Raw genomic sequence first — 15,776 nt, 5'->3', positions numbered from 1 at the left:
GCCTATGTCACACCCGTTTAGCTCTCTTTCGCCTGATTTAGTGATGTCTGCAGTGGAGTCGCTGGATATTTGGCCTGCAGGCGAGCCTTTTGCGCTAAATAGCTATGAAAACCGTGTACTGCTATTTCGCGATGACGACGGCAAGAACTGGATTGTTAAGTTTTATCGGCCTGGCCGTTGGTCAGATAGTGCGATTCAGGAAGAGCACGATTTTCTGCAGGAGCTGGTTGATCAACAGGTGCCGGTCGTTGCCCCTTGGCGTGATAAAACGGGGGCGTCTTTACACTATTTTAAGGCCTTTCGGTTTACGCTGTTTCCCCACTGCCCCGGTCAGGCGCCAGAGCTTGATAACCCATCGCATCTATTTGCCATGGGGGAGTTGTTGGGGCGGTTGCACCAAGTGTCAGCTAAAAAAACCTTTCAGCATCGCCCGCGTTTAGAAATGGCGAGCGGCATTCTTGATGCACAGCAGCGGGTGCTGGCCAGCAATTGGATGAGCCGCCATCAGCGCCGGGCCTATGACAGTGTGATCGAAAAGGTTCACCAGCAGCTCCTAAAACATAATGTGCCCGCCAGCAGCATGATTCGCTGCCACGGCGACTGCCATTTGGGGAATGTGCTGGGACGTGACGAGCAGTTTACCCTGGTCGATTTTGACGACTGCACCATGGCACCCGCCATGCAGGATATTTGGATGCTACTGCCTACCGATGACCCGCAGGGATGGCGATTACAGTTAAGTGAAATTACCGAAGGATATGAAGAGACGTGCCCGTTTCCTACCGAGCAGATGGCGCTTATCGAGCCGCTTAGGAGTTATCGGCTGATCAGGCACTCAGCGTGGCTGGTATCACGTTGGGATGATCCCGCTTTTCCTCGGGCGTTCCCCTGGCTGGCGGATAGTGGCTACTGGGATCAGCATATCCGCCAATTAGAGCAGCAGTGCCTTCAGTTAGAGAACCCACGTTGGCTGGCGTAAGGAGCATTCAGCACACCACTGACTTGTTATGGCGATAGTAGAGTAAGATCAATCAGGCACGGCTTCTTCGCGGGGCACAGGGTTGGCGATACCTTCTCCGTCTGCTTGGCGACGCTGTTCGTTAAGCTCTGCAGACGGATTGTCCAGTTCTTCAATCTCTACGGGTTGATCCAGTGTAAGAAGGAATCTCTGTCCAGGGGAGAGCACGCACTGTGAATCTTCGCAGGCGATACCATATTGGCCATCTTCGCCATAAGCGCTGGCGCTGAATTCGCCAGTGAAAATATCGCTGTCAGCGTCGTGTGTTTCAATACAGGTCGCCTCTTGAGTGGTAACGCGAATGCGCTCATCAGCCCGCTGCGCACTGCCGACAATAACGCAGTACTCCGGTAAAGAGTGTGAGGCGCTAGCAGTCTGAGTAGGATGAAGCAAAATATCGTTAAGGCGCGTTTGGTTTGATTCAAACGCAAGCTCTTCCACAACCTCTACGCCGACGGTTGCTTCATTGGGCAGCGAAAGCGTGGCGTCTGCAGCGGTAGCCAAGAGCGGTGTAGCAAGAAAGGGGGCTGCGAGGGCGGTTAACCACAAAGGCGTTGGCTTGAATGACATGGCGAGCTCTCAATGTTGGCGCCTGCAATAAAGGCAGTTAAATAAAAACGCTTCATTATATCACAGGCATTGGGGGGGCAAATTGAGTGGCGCGGCGCTCTGACGCAGGCGCACAAAAAGCCATCTGAGTGAGTGCCAGCAGTTTTCGTATGAAGCCTGGGGAGTCACAGGCAGCCTAGATGCGGTAAAATACCCTCTTTGCTTAATACTCGTTGTGCAGTGCTTTTTTAAAGTATACCTTTTGTACAATGAAGGTGGTGGATGACGCTGATTAACGTCCTCCTAATTAATGATGTTACTTTTTCATGCGCAAAAGGGGATGACCTTGGTGACCGCCTGGAAGCGATTGCGCATCGTTTTTGAGATCGTTTTTGAGATCGTTTTTGATGAGGCTAAATATGTCCGATGATATTGCCGAGCACTACCGCCAGATAATCTCAGCACTTGGCGAAGACCCCACACGAGAAGGGCTGCGAGATACGCCTAAACGTGCAGCCAAGGCCATGCAGTTTCTCAATGCGGGCTACACTCAGTCATTGGACGACATTATCAATGGGGCGGTGTTTGAGTCGCAAACGGATGAGATGGTGTTGGTAAAAGACATTGAACTCTATTCAATGTGCGAGCACCACCTATTGCCGTTTATCGGCAAATGCCATATCGCCTATTTGCCTAACGGCAAAGTGTTGGGGCTATCTAAATTTGCCAGAATCGTCGATATGTATGCTCGCCGTATGCAGATTCAGGAGAACCTAACCCGCGAGATTGCAGAGGCGGTGCAGGAAGTGACCGAGGCAAAGGGCGTTGCTGTGGTTATTGAAGCGCGGCACCTCTGCATGATGATGCGTGGCGTGGAAAAGCAAAACTCCAGCATGACATCTTCCGTCATGCTGGGTGGATTTCGTCAAAACCAAGCAACCCGGCAAGAATTTTTAATGCTCATTAGCTAACGTTTACGGTTGTCATTGACCGATTATGCACGCCGTAAATTTGGTTTAAAGGGGTGTTTCGTCTTAGCATGAAGACGTTTATGAGCCTACAAGGCCATCATTTTTGGTCAGGAGCCTGTCATGGAAGCGCTTAAAGAAACACAGCTATATTGCCCCTTTGCCTATATTGACGGCAGCTGGGTCGCGGCAGATAGCGGTGAGCAGATCACGGTATTGAACCCAGCCACCGGTGAAGCTATTGGCGATATACCTCGTTTGGGTAAAGCCGAAACCGAGCGGGCCATTGATGCGGCGGATGCTGCGCTACCGGCTTGGCGAGCGTTGACTGCTCAAGAACGCGCTGACTTGCTGATGAGGTGGCACGACCTGATGTTGGAGCATCAGCAGGATTTAGCCATGCTGATGACGTTTGAGCAGGGCAAGCCACTTAAAGAAGCCGCGGGCGAAATTGCTTATGCAGCCAGCTTCTTACGCTGGTTTGCCGAAGAGGCACGGCGCGTTTATGGCGAAACGATTCCCGCGGCTAACGCCAATCAACGCATTTTGGTTACCAAGCAGCCAGTCGGTGTGGTCGGTGCGATTACGCCCTGGAATTTCCCAGCGGCGATGATTACCCGTAAAGCCGGGGCTGCATTGGCCGCTGGCTGCACGATAGTGGTGAAGCCCGCTAGCCAAACGCCATTTTCCGCAACGGCCTTGGCGCTGTTGGCTGAACGGGCAGGTATCCCACGCGGTGTATTTAACGTAGTACCAGGTAGTGCTAGCGATATTGCCCAAGCGATGACCCAATCGCCCAAAGTGCGCAAGATTACCTTCACCGGTTCCACTGAAGTTGGGCGCAAGCTGATGGCCCAGGCGGCGGAACATATCCAGAAAATCTCGCTAGAGCTAGGCGGCAATGCGCCCTTTATCGTGTTTGAGGATGCAGATTTAGACGCCGCTGTGGAAGGCGCCATGGCCGCTAAATTCCGTAACGCCGGGCAAACCTGTGTCTGCACTAATCGCTTCCTGGTTCAGTCCAGTGTGATTAACGCCTTTTGTGAAAAGTTGGCGGTCGCCATGAACAGCGAGCTGCATGTGGGTGATGGCACCAAGCCCAATATTAATATTGGGCCGCTCATCGATGAAAATGCTGTTAAGAAAGTCAGTGAGCATGTGCAGGACGCCATTGATAATGGCGCTGAGCTGCTGTTAGGCGGGCATCCACATCCGCTGGGCGGTAATTTCTTCACGCCTACGCTGATCAGTTTTGCCACTGACAAGATGAAGGTGGCCCACGAAGAGACCTTTGGCCCACTAGCTGCTGTCTTCCCGTTTGATGATGAAGAGACCGCTATTGAGATGGCCAACGATACCCAGTATGGCCTGGCGTCTTATTTCTACTCCCGTGATCTTGCGCGCGTATGGCGCGTCGCCGAAGCGCTGGAGTACGGTATGGTGGGTATTAATACTGGCGCTATTTCTAACGCTGCTGCGCCATTTGGGGGTGTAAAAGCCTCGGGCCTAGGCCGCGAAGGTGGTCATCAGGGCTTGGAAGAGTATTTGGAAACCAAGTATCTGTGTATTGATCTGGGCTGAAAGGCTCGATAGTGGCTAGAAACTCAATATTGAGTTGATAGGCAGTGATCCATTAGCATTTATTGATGATAGTAAGAAAGCCCCTTAGGCATGCTCCTATCATAAGAGCGCCTAAGGGGCTTTGTGTTTCTAATCTGGGTTATTTAGCGGACTTAGTGGCGGAAGTGGCGCATACCGGTAAATACCATGGCAATGCCTGCTTCGTTGGCGGCGTCGATCACTTCCTGATCACGCATGGAACCGCCGGGCTGAATAACCGCGGTAATACCTGCTGCTGCGGCGGCATCGATGCCGTCACGGAAAGGAAAGAAAGCATCAGACGCCATCACCGAGCCGGGAACCGAAAGGCCTTCGTCTGCGGCCTTGATGCCTGCAATTTTAGCCGAATAAACACGGCTCATTTGACCCGCGCCAACGCCCACCGTTTGGCCCTCTTTGGCATACACAATGGCGTTGGACTTAACGAATTTAGCTACCCGCCAAGCAAAAGCAAGGTCACGAAGTTCCTGCTCGCTGGGCGCGCGCTGACTGACCACGGTCAACTCGTCGCGGGTGACCATTCCGTCGTCACGCTCTTGCACCAGCAAGCCACCGTTGACGCGCTTAAAGTCTAGTACAGGCTGTTGCTCGCCGGGCCAGTGAGCGCTGACGTCCAGTAAGCGTACGTTTTGCTTATTAGCTACGATCGTGGCGGCTTCATCACTGACGCCCGGGGCAATAATCACCTCGACAAACTGGCGGTCAATAATCGCCTGGGCGGTTTCGGCGTCCAGCGGTGTATTGAAGGCGATAATGCCGCCAAACGCGCTGGTAGGGTCGGTGGCAAAGGCTTTGTCGTAAGCTGCTAAGGCGGTTGCACCCATGGCGACGCCGCAAGGGTTGGCGTGCTTAACAATCACGCAGGCCGTCTCGCTAAAGGCTTTTACGCATTCAAATGCAGCGTCGGTATCGGCGACGTTGTTATACGAGAGGGGTTTGCCCTGGAGCATTTTTGCCGTGGCAACGCTGGGTTCGCTTGCCTGGGGGTCAACGTAGAAGGCTGCCTGCTGATGAGGGTTTTCGCCGTAACGCATGTCCTGCTTTTTAGCGAGCTGCAGGTTAAAGGTGCGCGGGAACACCTGATCGGCCGTATTGACTTTGCGACCAAGGTAGTCAGCAATCGCGCCGTCATAACCGGCGGTGTGCTCAAAGGCTTTAACCGCTAAATCAAAGCGCGTAGCGCTACTGACCTGACCATCTTGGGCGGCCAGCTCGCCTAATACTCGCGCGTAGTCACTGCTATTGACGACGATCGTGGTGTAGGCGTGATTTTTGGCGCAGGCGCGAACCATGGTGGGGCCGCCAATATCAATATTCTCAATAGCATCTTCAAGCGTGCAATCGGGCTTGGCTACCGTGGCGGCAAAGGGGTAGAGATTGACCACTACCATGTCGATCGGAGTGATATCGTTCTCAGCCATGACCGCATCATCCTGGCCGCGACGAGCCAAGATGCCGCCGTGAATTTTCGGGTGTAACGTTTTAACGCGGCCATCCATAATTTCGGGGAAGCCAGTGTGCTCAGACACTTCTTTCACGGCAATAGCATTTTCTTGCAGTAGACGGAAGGTGCCTCCAGTGGAGAGGAGTTCAACACCGTGCTCAGTGAGACCCCGAGCAAATTCCACAATGCCGGTTTTATCAGAAACGCTCAGCAGGGCGCGGCGGACGGGGGTAGCGTTGCTGTCAGTCAGGGAAGGGTTATCAGCCATGAGAGGGGTATCAGCCATTAGAGTGCTCGTGTGCAGAGTCGAGAATTAAAAACAACAACGCCCCAGGTTATGGGGCGTCACCTTCGATAAGTCCATATAGCTTGAGTTTTTTGCGCAGGGTGCCACGGTTTAGCCCTAGCGCATCAGCGGCACGGGTCTGATTGCCGTCGGTGTGCTCCAAGACGCAGGCAAGTAAAGGCGCCTCAACTTCGGCCATCACCATGGCGTACAGATCGGTAGCCTGGCTGCCATCTAAATGCTCAAAGTAGCGTCGCATGGCCGTTTCCACTGCCTCCCGAAGCGGCTGCGGCGGTGAGTTGGCTGCAGGATCCGCTAGCGTGCCCGCTAAATGGGAGTAGCTATCGCTGGAGCCGACATCACTGGAATAGCTATCGCTTGAATAGGTGTCGCTAGAGAGAAGATCGCGTTCGGTCATGCAGCATGGCTTCCTTTGGCTAGCAAACGCGAGGCGGCGCCGGGGGCCATCGCGTCGTTGATCCAATCAAATTGCGTTTCAGGTGACGCTAACGCATTGAACTGCTGTTTAAGCGCGCGCTGTTGAGGCGGCGTAAAGCGTTGGTCATCGCTGAGGTACCAGCCGACATGTTTGCGCGCGATACGTACACCCATGGTGGCGCCATAAAACTCATGCAGCGCTTCAACGTGCCCGTGGAGCACTTGGTGACGCTCCGAAAGACCTGGCAGTGCCATCCGCTCTCCATGCTGGAGGTAGTGGCTGATCTGTTGAAATATCCATGGGTTGCCCTGCGCAGCACGGCCTACCATCACGGCATCAGCGCCGGTATAAGCGAGTACCTCGGCGGCTTTTTCCGGACTTGTTATGTCGCCGTTGGCAATCACCGGGATCGATAGGTGAGACTTAATCTCGGCAATTGTGTCGTACTCTGCTTGTCCAGTATAGCGCTGCTGGCGATGACGGCCATGTATCGCTAACGATTGAATGCCGGCTGACTCGGCGAGCCGGGCAATGCGCAGGGCGTTGTTGGATTCGGCACACCAGCCCGTGCGGATTTTCAGCGTCACGGGTATATCAACTGCTGCCACTACTGCATCGAGAATTTCGGCCACCAAGGCTTCATCTCGAAGGAGCGCCGACCCTGCCGCCTTGTTACATACTTTTTTAGCCGGGCAGCCCATATTGATGTCGATAATCTGGGCGCCCAACTCGGCATTCAAGCGCGCCGCCTGGGCGAGCATTTCAGCGTCGCCTCCGGCAATTTGCACCACTCGCGGGTCAGGTTCGCCGCGGTGATCCATGCGCAGCTGCGATTTGCGAGTATGCCACAAACTAGGGTCTGAAGTGACCATTTCGCCTACTACCCAGCCAGCCCCAAGCCGCCGGCATAGCTGGCGAAAAGGCCGGTCAGTGACGCCAGCCATGGGCGCAAGCATTACTCGATTAGGTAATACAAACGGGCCAATGCTGGCAGGTAGTGTGGTTAACGGCATGGCGTCAGACTTTGTTGGTTTTAAGCTATGAGTGCAGGGCTTACGGCGAGTAGGCGTTTCAAGGAGGCGTATGATACGCCTACTCGGTGGTGGGGTGAAGGCCAATTGCCGCTTTAACGCGGACGCAAGCCACTAAGCCGCACCCAGCCTTCGCGAATCACCGGTTCATCCATAGCAATGCCTTGCACTACATAGGCCTCGTAAACTTCATCGGCCTGGTTTGCCAATACCCCCGATAGAGCAATGCGCCCGCCTGGCGCCACGTGTCCGGCAATCATTGGCGCTAGTTCGACCAGCGGCCCCGCTAAAATATTGGCCGTTACGATAGGGTAGTGACCGCCGTCGCTTAACTGTTCAGGGTAGTAGAGGTTTAAGTCCGACTCGGCAATACCATTCCGTTCGGCGTTGTCTCTGCTGGCCTGCAACGCCTGGGGATCAATGTCAGTGGCGTCGGCGTGGAGAGCACCCAGCTTGAGCGCGGCGATAGCGAGAATGCCAGAACCGCAGCCCACATCAAGTACGGTTTGCTGGGCTAAGTGGCCAGCCACGGCGAGCTCGTCCAGCCACTCCAGACACAGCGCTGTGGTTGGGTGCGTACCGGTACCAAAGGCGAGGCCCGGGTCGAGTATCAGGTTAACGGCGTCCGCCTCGGGTGGTTCGTGCCAGCTGGGTACAATCCAGAGGCGTTGACCCATGCGCAGCGGCGTGAAGTCATCCATCCACTCGCGCTCCCAATCCCGGTCAGCGAGTAGCTCATACTCAATGGTCGGGCAGGGCTCACCAGGCATCTGCTCTGACCAGGCGGCCTCGATACGCTCCAGCATGCTCTCGACACCCTCCAGGTCATCGTATAAGCCGGTAAGGATGGTATCTTCCCACAGCGGTGTGGTGCCACGCTCTGGCTCAAATACTGGATCATCGTGGGCATCCTGAAGACCAATAGCCGTTGCGCCTTCGTCAAGCAGTAGTTCTTCTAGGAGCTCTGCCTGTTCGGGGGCGATGTGGGCTTTGAGTTGAAGCCAGGGCATGGAGGTTCTCCGCAAGGCGTAAAGATAAATACAGTACAGACACATAGAGTAAAGACAAGGACGGGGTGGACATGGCCACCCCGTTGGGTATCACACAGTGCGCTGGAAAGCGCTTGGCTGCCGCATTAGCTGCCGAGTTTCTTTTCCAGGTAGTGAATGTTGACACCGCCTTGACGGAAGTAGCTGTCGCGAACCAAATCCTTTTGCAAGTCGATATTGGTTTTAATACCTTCCACCAGTAGCTCGTCGAGGGCGTTACGCATCCGTGTAAGAGCTATTTCACGATCCGCGCCCCAGGTGATCAGCTTGCCGATCAGAGAATCATAGTGCGGTGGCACGGTGTAGCCGGTATAGAGATGGGAATCCATCCGCACACCGAGGCCACCCGGTGCGTGAAACAGCGTTACCTTGCCGGGAGACGGCATAAAGGTACGCGAGTCTTCGGCGTTAATTCGGCACTCGAAGGAGTGGCCGTTGAGCTGCACATCTTCCTGGCGAATCGACAGCGGCAGGCCTGAGGCAATACGCAGCTGCTCTTTGACGATATCTACGCCAGTGACCATTTCGGTGACCGGGTGCTCAACCTGAACGCGGGTATTCATCTCGATGAAGAAGTATTCGCCGTCTTCATACAAGAATTCAAAGGTGCCCGCACCACGGTAATTGATCTTAATACATGCCTGGCGGCACGCTTCAAGTACTTGAGCACGGGCGTCTGGGTCAAGGCCTGGCGCCGGGGCTTCTTCAAGTACTTTCTGGTGACGACGTTGAAGCGAGCAGTCACGGTCATAGAGATGGATCGCGTTACCCTGGCCGTCGGCGAGCACCTGTACTTCCACGTGGCGCGGCTTCTCAAGGAATTTTTCCATATAGACCGTGCCGTCACCGAAGGCGGCGTGGGCTTCAGTGCGAGTAACGGTAATCGCTGAAAGCAGATGGCCTTCAGTGTGCACCACGCGCATGCCGCGACCGCCGCCGCCAGAGGCCGCCTTAATGATCACCGGGTAGCCAATGCGACGTGCCGTGGCGAGATTAGTAGCGTCATCATCACCCAGGGGGCCGTCTGAGCCTGGCACCGTGGGAACGCCCGCTTCCTTCATCGACTGGATGGCGCTGACTTTGTCGCCCATCAGACGAATCGTATCGGCGCGGGGGCCAATAAAGGTAAAGCCAGAGCGCTCAACCTGTTCAGCAAAGTTGGCGTTTTCAGACAAAAAGCCGTAGCCGGGGTGAATAGCGGTCGAGTCGGTGACTTCGGCCGCACTGATCAAGGCCGGAATGTTTAAGTAAGACTGCGCTGACGATGCCGGGCCAATACACACGGCTTCATCCGCCAGGCGAACGTGCATGAGTTCACGATCAGCTTTGGAGTGTACCGCTACGGTTTTGATGCCGAGTTCCTTACAGGCCCGTAGGATACGGAGGGCAATCTCGCCGCGGTTGGCGATTAGTACCTTGTCCAGCATGGGAGAGTCCACCCGTGTTGAAAATGAAAGATTAAGCGATAACGATCATAGGTTGATCGAATTCTACAGGCTCGCCATCTTCCACCAGGATGGCTTCCACTACACCGTCGCGGTCAGCTTCAATCTGGTTCATCATTTTCATGGCTTCAATGATGCATACAGTGTCACCTTGTTTGACGCTATCACCGACTTCCACAAACGATTTGGCGCCCGGTGCTGGGCTGCGGTAGAAAGTGCCTACCATGGGAGAGTTGACTGCCTCGCCACGGTAGCTTGTGCCCTGAGGCTCTGCTTCAGCAGCCGGTGCTGACGCTTGAGCGCCCGCTGCGGGGGCGGCAGGCGCATAGCCAGGCTGCTGCGCATATTGCGGCATCGGCTGTGGCTGCCACGAAGCGCCATTAGGATGACGGCTGATGCGTACTGACTCTTCACCTTCCTGAATTTCAATCTCGCTAATATTGGATTCTTCGAGTAGCTCAATCAGTTTCTTAACTTTGCGGATATCCATGGCATAGCCCCATCAATGTCATAAAGGTAGTCACAAAGTGCTCGAGCATAAGTGCAGGAAGCTCTTTATGGCGCGTACGTTGCGCAGTAAACCAAATTTAAAAATGAAGAGAACGCTGCATGTTAGCGAACGTTACCCCGTTCTCACCGTTAAAAAAGCAGTTTTTTAGCTAATATGGGAGCGGAGTTTGCCGAAAAAGTGCCAGGATGTCCAGCAACTGCCTACGCCAACGTCCAAGCCACCATGTCGTTAAGAATTAAACAACTGTTTGACGATGTTCGCGTCAGAAAACAGCTTTAATGCCTCAATGAGTAGCCAGCGTAGGGTTTGAGCTTAGCTATTTGCTAGCCACTGGCTAACTGACTCCAGATGTTCGCGCAACTGATCTGCGGTCACTTCGCCTTGAATGCGTGCATCGCGAATCTCCTCACCCTGGCTGAAAAAGAGCAGGCTGGGTGGGCCGAAAAGATTATATTGGTTGAGCAACTCACGACTTTGAGAGTCCGTGCGGGTGACGTCGGCGGCGATCAAGGTGTAATCATTAAGCGCTGCGACGACCTGCGGGTCGGGGTAAACATTCCGCTCCAGCAGCTTGCACGAAATACACCAGTCGGCGGTAAAGTGGACAAAGACGGGCTGGTTGGCGTCTTCAGCTTGTGCAATAGCCGCTTCAAGCTCAGTCAAGCTGTTGACCTCGATGAAGTCGAGTGCTTCTGCCTGAGGTTCGCCGGAAATGCTGGAGGTTGCCGCCAGGGGACGCAAGGGGTTACTGCCCCCCTGAGCGGCGCCAATCACCAACACTATCCCCCAAGCTAGCAGCATAAGCCCCAGCGTTTGGCGTGCCCGCGGCCACCCCTGCGGCTGATTGAAATTCAGCGCCCCAAGTGCCAGTGCCGTGCCGATCGCAAGGGCTGCCCATAGCAGCAGCGCAATAGGCGCGGACACTAAACGCTCGACCATCCAAATCGCTACGCCCAACAGTAAAAGGCCAAAGGCAATTTTTACGCCGTTCATCCAGGCGCCGGAACGGGGCAGCAGCGTGGCGCCAAAGGTACCGACCAAAAGCAGTGGCACGCCCATGCCCATGCCCAGCGCAAACAGCACCGCGCCGCCCATCGCGGCATCCCCTGTTGAAGAGATAAACACCAGCGCACCGGCCAAAGGCGCTGTTACACAGGGCGATACCACCAATACCGAGAGGGCACCAGCCAGCGCTAGGCCGGCCGGGCCACTGCGCTGAGCGCGTGCCTGCCAAGCGTCAACACGGTTGGCTAAACGAGGTGACAGATTGAGGTTAAATGCCCCAAACATGGCCAGGGCAAAGAGCGTGAAGAGCACTGCAAAGATGATCAATACCGGTGCTGACTGCAGTCGCGCCTGAAGATTAAGCCCGGCGCCAAACAGTCCCATTAACACCCCGACCAGGGCGTAGGTCAGCGCCATGCCGAGCACATAGCTTAACGAAAGGGCAAAGGCGCGGGAGCGTGTGGGGTTCTGGCCAACCACGATCGATGACAAGATTGGAATCATCGGCAGCACGCAGGGGGTAAAGGTAAGCCCCAGGCCGGCAATAAAAAACAGCCCCAGCGCCAGTGGTAGGCTAGCATCGCTAATCAAAGTGCTAAAGCGGCTATCTTCGCTTTTTGGGGCGGCGAAACCATTCTGTTCAGAGGTGTTAGCGGCTGAAGTGTTGGCTGCTGGACTGGATGCCGTACTATCGGCTTGCCAATCGGAAAACTGGCTGGGGGGTTGGGTTTCGCTGGCCTCTAGGGTTGTTTGCTCTGGAGGGTAGCAGAGCCCGGCATCTGCGCAGCCTTGAAAGGTCAGTGCAATATTGAGCGGGCCTGAGTAGGGTGCTTCCAGCGGTACTTCAAACACTACCTGATCGCGGAACACATACACATCCCCCATAAACTCATCGTTGGTAAAGATGCCTTGGGGGATAATGGGGTCGCCGAGACTGACATCCTCCGTTTGGCTGACTACCGCGAACTGGTGGCGATATAGGTAGTACTCATCTGCGATATCCATGCCGATATAGAGCGTATCGCCATCATGCCAAGCAGTCGGCTGAAAGGCTTCCATAACCGGCAAAAATTCGTCTTGGTTGCTAGACGATGAAAACCATTGGGCGTTTGCACTTAGCGGTAGCAAGCCAAGAAAGAAAATCAATAATGTAAACAGGCCCAGGCGTTTAAGAGATAACACGGTGCGTCCTTAATCAATGGCAGCGCAAAGTAAAGCGAACAGCATACCGCATCCTTAAAACCCAGCGGTATACGCTGCGGTGACGTGACGCGCCCATACCACACCCTCTACGCCTAAAAGCCTTAGACCACACCAATGAGGGTGAGGGGTATGTTCGAAAAAACGTTTGCCGACCTCCGCATATGGATCAAGGTTGATCCGTGGGCCTGACGACGATCTCGTTGATCGCCACTCGACGAGGGTTGGTCACGATGAAGGCAGCGGCATCGGCGATATCTTCCGCATGCAGGCGCTCCACCTCGCCGAACATGCTGGTGAAACCTTCCCACTGTCCGTCTTTCTGCTCGAAGAGCTCGGTCGCGGTCGCACCGGGTTCGATCACCGAAAAGCGTAGCGATTGCTTGGTGAATTCCTGCCGCCAAGCTTCGGTGGCGGCCGTGACGGCAAACTTGGTGGCGTTGTAGATGGCGACTTGGGGAGCGGCGATGCGCCCGGCAACCGAAGAGATATTGACGACATCTGCCACTGCACGTGGACTGGATGTCACTGCCTGAAGAAGATGCGGCAGGGCCTGTTTGGTGAGGTACATCAACCCCCGCAGGTTGACGTCCACCATGCGATCCCACTCTTCAAGTGGCGATTCCACGGAGGGGCCATTGAGCATCAGCCCAGCCGCGTTGACCAAGGTATCCAGGCGGCCGAAGCGTTCGATTACCTGATCAACCACATGCTCGGCTTCGTGGCTATCTGTGATGTCGGCAGCGATCACCAACGCGGTGCCGCCAGCGGCGGCGATCCTGTTGGCAAGCGACTCGAGCCTATCCTGACGTCTGGCCACCAGCGCAACGTTGGCTCCCAGATCGGCCAGTCGAATAGCCGTCGCCTGCCCGATACCGCTGGACGCGCCGGTGATGAGGGCAACGGTTCCGTTAAGCTTCTCGGCGTTTTTCATGGAGTTCCTCCGTTTGAGTCGACATGGACCCCGGACACTCGATACCGCTGTCCGTGTCTGCGTATTTAATTCAAGGGACGATCCAAAGGTTAGGGGTACCGAGAGGGAACTCGTGACGCTGATTCTTCCCATTCATTGCCTATTTCTCTTGATCCCTGGGAAAAGCGGAAATCTGGCCGTTCATCGATCTAGAATGGAATATGCTCAAAAAGACAGGAGAGAACAGTGATCATCGAACTCGGGATAGACGACCAGGCACGGCGGGAGGAAACGGCAGCCATCCGTGATGAGATGGCGGGGCAGATTTCAAGCTTTGTCGGCAATCAGATGGAGCGTGAAACCCGTTTGCCGGGCCTGAGTTTTTGCAAGGTGACGACGCCACAGCCACCAACGCCCTATCTGTATGAGCCCAGCCTCGCCATCATCATTCGCGGAAAGAAGCGCGTCGTACTGGGAAACACGACGTATATCTATGATGCGTCACGATTTTTGCTGACGGCAGTGAATCTGCCTACGATTACCGAAGTCACTGATGCATCGCCCGAGCGGCCCTATCTCTCTTTACTGATGAAGATTGATTTGCAGATGGCTCGCCAGTTGATTGCGGATGTCGAGACGCTTGGCCCGAAAGCAGAGACACAGCGCAAAGCCATGGCGACCGGCCCCGCGACCGTCGACTTGATGGACGCGACGAGCCGGATGGTCCGGCTACTCGACCAGCCACACGACATGCTCCACTTGGGTCGTCTTGTGCAGCGAGAGCTTCTTTATCGGGTACTGACCAGTTCTGCCGGCGGGCGTTTTCGTGACACCGTCATGGTGGGAACACAAAGCCAGCGTGTCGCCAAGGCCGTTGCCTGGTTGCGTGACCACTATACGCAGCCGCTGAAAATTGAAGCCCTGGCGGAATTGGCCAACATGGGAGTGTCTACGCTTCACCACCATTTCCGTAAATTGACCTCAATGAGCCCACTTCAGTACCAGAAACACCTACGTCTTTATGAGGCGAGAAGGCTGCTGATCGCGGAAAATATCGATGCTGCAACGGCGGGTATACGGGTTGGCTACGAGAGCATTAGTCAATTCAACCGGGAATACCGAAGGATGTTCGGTGCCCCACCGATTCGCGACGTCGCGCCATTGCGGTCAATCTGACGACTGTCTCGAGTAGGGCCAGGACGAGAAACTGAGCTATTCGTCACCTTGGTGGAGGAGGGCGAGCAGCTTCGCTAGTGGGCGCACATAGCCTCCCCCTGATGGCTGATGTCGATAGCTGGGCTCGCCCATCATAGCGCAGCAGGTCGATCACGGCGCGCATGGCCGGACGCATCTGGCGACGTCCCGGGTAGTACAGAAAACTGCCGGTATGGCGCATGGCATGACTGAGCGCGGAGCTTGAAATGCCCAGTCTATTGCCCGCCCGGGTAAAGCTCCGCTCCCCGGCGATCATCGCAAACGCCATCAGGTCCGCAAAATCTGCTCGTTTCATTGCTGAGTCTCACTCACAAGCTCGTCAATCAAACAGCATCTTATCAATTAATTGAGGTGTTCCTATAGTTGCTTGAGTGCCCGGCAACGTATGTGAGGTAGCTGCCCGAGCCACATCTCGAATGATCTGATCAGGAGCGAAAGCCATGAAACGTTGGGTTCTGAAGAGCGGAGCGACCACCCTGGAGGGTCTGATCCTTGGAGATGCCGTGAAGCCGGAACCGGGCCCAGGTGAAGTCCGTGTGCGTATTCGGGCGGTGTCGTTGAACTACCGCGAACAACTGATTCTGGGCAATGCTGGTGGCAACTGGCGCATAGACCGCGACTTGATCCCGGTCGCCGATGGCGCCGGCGATATCGATGCGATTGGAGAAGGCGTGGAGCAGTGGACTCCGGGCGACAAGGTCATCACGGTCTATCTGCGCGACTTCATCCACTGGCCACCCCATGCGGGTATCGGCCTGGGCTTGGTGGGCCTGTTCAACTTCGGTGACGTGATCGAGCCCGGTTTGTTTCTCGCCAAGGGCGTCAGCGTTCGCGGCATCCCGGTCGGCTCGCGTGACGGCCTGGAGGAGGTGGTCGACTTCGTTGACAAGCATCAGATCAAGCCGGTGATCGACCGGGTTGTCCCGTTCGGCGACGCGAAGCAGGCCTACCAGGCCCAGAGTGCCCCGGACCTTTTGGGCAAGATCGTCATCGAGATCGCCTAAATCAGCGGCGGGAGCTATCGCTGGCACGACTATTCTTGGCTTTGTCTCCCCAAAAGTTCAGCGGTTTTAGTGGGGAGCC

At 55.4% G+C, this 15,776-nt stretch carries 15 protein-coding genes; 5 read left to right on the top strand and 10 right to left on the bottom strand.

Translation table 11 applies throughout. The annotated features are described in order from the left end of the window. Window positions 1–4 precede the first annotated feature (4 nt). Window positions 5–979, top strand: coding sequence for a serine/threonine protein kinase (locus HZU72_RS10745; protein WP_180091791.1), 975 nt, complete (start codon window positions 5–7; stop codon window positions 977–979). A gap of 48 nt (window positions 980–1,027) precedes the next feature. Here the strand turns inward: HZU72_RS10745 and HZU72_RS10740 are convergent, their stop codons facing one another. Continuing rightward, window positions 1,028–1,588 carry a TraB/TrbI/VirB10 family type IV secretion system protein gene (locus tag HZU72_RS10740; protein ID WP_180091790.1) on the bottom strand — a complete coding sequence of 187 codons (561 nt, stop codon included), beginning with the start codon at window positions 1,586–1,588 and terminating at the stop codon, window positions 1,028–1,030. 398 nt (window positions 1,589–1,986) lie between these two features. On the opposite strand from HZU72_RS10740, the gene folE reads away from it, so the two are divergent. Both folE and HZU72_RS10730 read left to right on the top strand, forming a co-directional pair. After that, window positions 1,987–2,538 (top strand): GTP cyclohydrolase I FolE, encoded by a 552-nt coding sequence (gene folE, locus HZU72_RS10735; RefSeq protein ID WP_180091789.1) that lies wholly within the window; start codon window positions 1,987–1,989, stop codon window positions 2,536–2,538. A 120-nt stretch (window positions 2,539–2,658) separates the two neighbouring features. Further along, window positions 2,659–4,116, top strand: a complete 1,458-nt coding sequence (locus HZU72_RS10730; protein ID WP_180091788.1) for an NAD-dependent succinate-semialdehyde dehydrogenase — start codon at window positions 2,659–2,661, stop codon at window positions 4,114–4,116. 152 nt (window positions 4,117–4,268) lie between these two features. Here HZU72_RS10730 and purH read toward each other — a convergent pair whose 3' ends face one another. The 8 genes from purH to HZU72_RS10690 all read right to left on the bottom strand — a co-directional run bounded on the left by purH (window position 4,269) and on the right by HZU72_RS10690 (window position 13,499). Then, window positions 4,269–5,885, bottom strand: a complete 1,617-nt coding sequence (gene purH, locus HZU72_RS10725) for a bifunctional phosphoribosylaminoimidazolecarboxamide formyltransferase/IMP cyclohydrolase (protein WP_180091787.1) — start codon at window positions 5,883–5,885, stop codon at window positions 4,269–4,271. A 49-nt stretch (window positions 5,886–5,934) separates the two neighbouring features. After that, entirely contained in the window at window positions 5,935–6,303 is a 369-nt protein-coding gene (gene fis, locus HZU72_RS10720; RefSeq protein WP_180091786.1) for a DNA-binding transcriptional regulator Fis, read from the bottom strand. Continuing rightward, the gene (gene dusB, locus HZU72_RS10715) at window positions 6,300–7,337 is read right to left on the bottom strand and encodes a tRNA dihydrouridine synthase DusB (protein ID WP_180091785.1); all 1,038 of its coding nucleotides are present in this window, start codon (window positions 7,335–7,337) and stop codon (window positions 6,300–6,302) included. The genes fis and dusB overlap by 4 nt, the downstream gene beginning before the upstream one ends. A gap of 113 nt (window positions 7,338–7,450) precedes the next feature. Next, a complete protein-coding gene (prmA, locus tag HZU72_RS10710; protein ID WP_180091784.1) occupies window positions 7,451–8,365 on the bottom strand; it encodes a 50S ribosomal protein L11 methyltransferase in 915 nt (304 codons plus the stop codon). Window positions 8,366–8,490: 125 nt separating this feature from the next. Next, entirely contained in the window at window positions 8,491–9,831 is a 1,341-nt protein-coding gene (accC, locus tag HZU72_RS10705) for an acetyl-CoA carboxylase biotin carboxylase subunit (RefSeq protein WP_180091783.1), read from the bottom strand. Between the two features lie 31 nt (window positions 9,832–9,862). Next, entirely contained in the window at window positions 9,863–10,339 is a 477-nt protein-coding gene (accB, locus tag HZU72_RS10700) for an acetyl-CoA carboxylase biotin carboxyl carrier protein (protein WP_180091782.1), read from the bottom strand. A 333-nt stretch (window positions 10,340–10,672) separates the two neighbouring features. Next, window positions 10,673–12,547, bottom strand: coding sequence for a protein-disulfide reductase DsbD (gene dsbD / locus HZU72_RS10695; protein WP_180091781.1), 1,875 nt, complete (start codon window positions 12,545–12,547; stop codon window positions 10,673–10,675). 187 nt (window positions 12,548–12,734) lie between these two features. Next, window positions 12,735–13,499 (bottom strand): SDR family NAD(P)-dependent oxidoreductase, encoded by a 765-nt coding sequence (locus HZU72_RS10690; RefSeq protein WP_180091780.1) that lies wholly within the window; start codon window positions 13,497–13,499, stop codon window positions 12,735–12,737. Between the two features lie 225 nt (window positions 13,500–13,724). Between HZU72_RS10690 and HZU72_RS10685 the strand changes: the two genes are divergently transcribed. Next, window positions 13,725–14,654, top strand: coding sequence for an AraC family transcriptional regulator (locus tag HZU72_RS10685; RefSeq protein ID WP_208458038.1), 930 nt, complete (start codon window positions 13,725–13,727; stop codon window positions 14,652–14,654). Window positions 14,655–14,697: 43 nt separating this feature from the next. Here HZU72_RS10685 and HZU72_RS24125 read toward each other — a convergent pair whose 3' ends face one another. Then, window positions 14,698–14,988, bottom strand: a complete 291-nt coding sequence (locus tag HZU72_RS24125; RefSeq protein ID WP_180091779.1) for a helix-turn-helix domain-containing protein — start codon at window positions 14,986–14,988, stop codon at window positions 14,698–14,700. 145 nt (window positions 14,989–15,133) lie between these two features. On the opposite strand from HZU72_RS24125, the gene HZU72_RS10675 reads away from it, so the two are divergent. Then, window positions 15,134–15,697: an alcohol dehydrogenase catalytic domain-containing protein gene (locus HZU72_RS10675; protein ID WP_180091778.1), complete on the top strand. Its 564-nt coding sequence runs from the start codon at window positions 15,134–15,136 to the stop codon at window positions 15,695–15,697. Window positions 15,698–15,776: the final 79 nt, after the last annotated feature.

The sequence above is a fragment of the Vreelandella sedimenti genome (genome assembly GCF_013416325.1).
Classification (GTDB): Bacteria; Pseudomonadota; Gammaproteobacteria; order Pseudomonadales; family Halomonadaceae; genus Vreelandella; species Vreelandella sedimenti.
This window is presented reverse-complemented; position numbering and strand designations above follow the sequence as displayed.

What these genes read in the sequence shown, in the direction of transcription:
- HZU72_RS10745 (WP_180091791.1), top strand. Translation starts at nt 5, where the DNA reads ATGTCACACCCGTTTAGCTCTCTTTCGCCTGATTTAGTGATGTCTGCA.
- HZU72_RS10740 (WP_180091790.1), bottom strand. Translation starts at nt 1,588, where the DNA reads ATGTCATTCAAGCCAACGCCTTTGTGGTTAACCGCCCTCGCAGCCCCC.
- folE (WP_180091789.1), top strand. Translation starts at nt 1,987, where the DNA reads ATGTCCGATGATATTGCCGAGCACTACCGCCAGATAATCTCAGCACTT.
- HZU72_RS10730 (WP_180091788.1), top strand. Translation starts at nt 2,659, where the DNA reads ATGGAAGCGCTTAAAGAAACACAGCTATATTGCCCCTTTGCCTATATT.
- purH (WP_180091787.1), bottom strand. Translation starts at nt 5,885, where the DNA reads ATGGCTGATACCCCTCTCATGGCTGATAACCCTTCCCTGACTGACAGC.
- fis (WP_180091786.1), bottom strand. Translation starts at nt 6,303, where the DNA reads ATGACCGAACGCGATCTTCTCTCTAGCGACACCTATTCAAGCGATAGC.
- dusB (WP_180091785.1), bottom strand. Translation starts at nt 7,337, where the DNA reads ATGCCGTTAACCACACTACCTGCCAGCATTGGCCCGTTTGTATTACCT.
- prmA (WP_180091784.1), bottom strand. Translation starts at nt 8,365, where the DNA reads ATGCCCTGGCTTCAACTCAAAGCCCACATCGCCCCCGAACAGGCAGAG.
- accC (WP_180091783.1), bottom strand. Translation starts at nt 9,831, where the DNA reads ATGCTGGACAAGGTACTAATCGCCAACCGCGGCGAGATTGCCCTCCGT.
- accB (WP_180091782.1), bottom strand. Translation starts at nt 10,339, where the DNA reads ATGGATATCCGCAAAGTTAAGAAACTGATTGAGCTACTCGAAGAATCC.
- HZU72_RS10690 (WP_180091780.1), bottom strand. Translation starts at nt 13,499, where the DNA reads ATGAAAAACGCCGAGAAGCTTAACGGAACCGTTGCCCTCATCACCGGC.
- HZU72_RS24125 (WP_180091779.1), bottom strand. Translation starts at nt 14,988, where the DNA reads ATGAAACGAGCAGATTTTGCGGACCTGATGGCGTTTGCGATGATCGCC.
- HZU72_RS10675 (WP_180091778.1), top strand. Translation starts at nt 15,134, where the DNA reads ATGAAACGTTGGGTTCTGAAGAGCGGAGCGACCACCCTGGAGGGTCTG.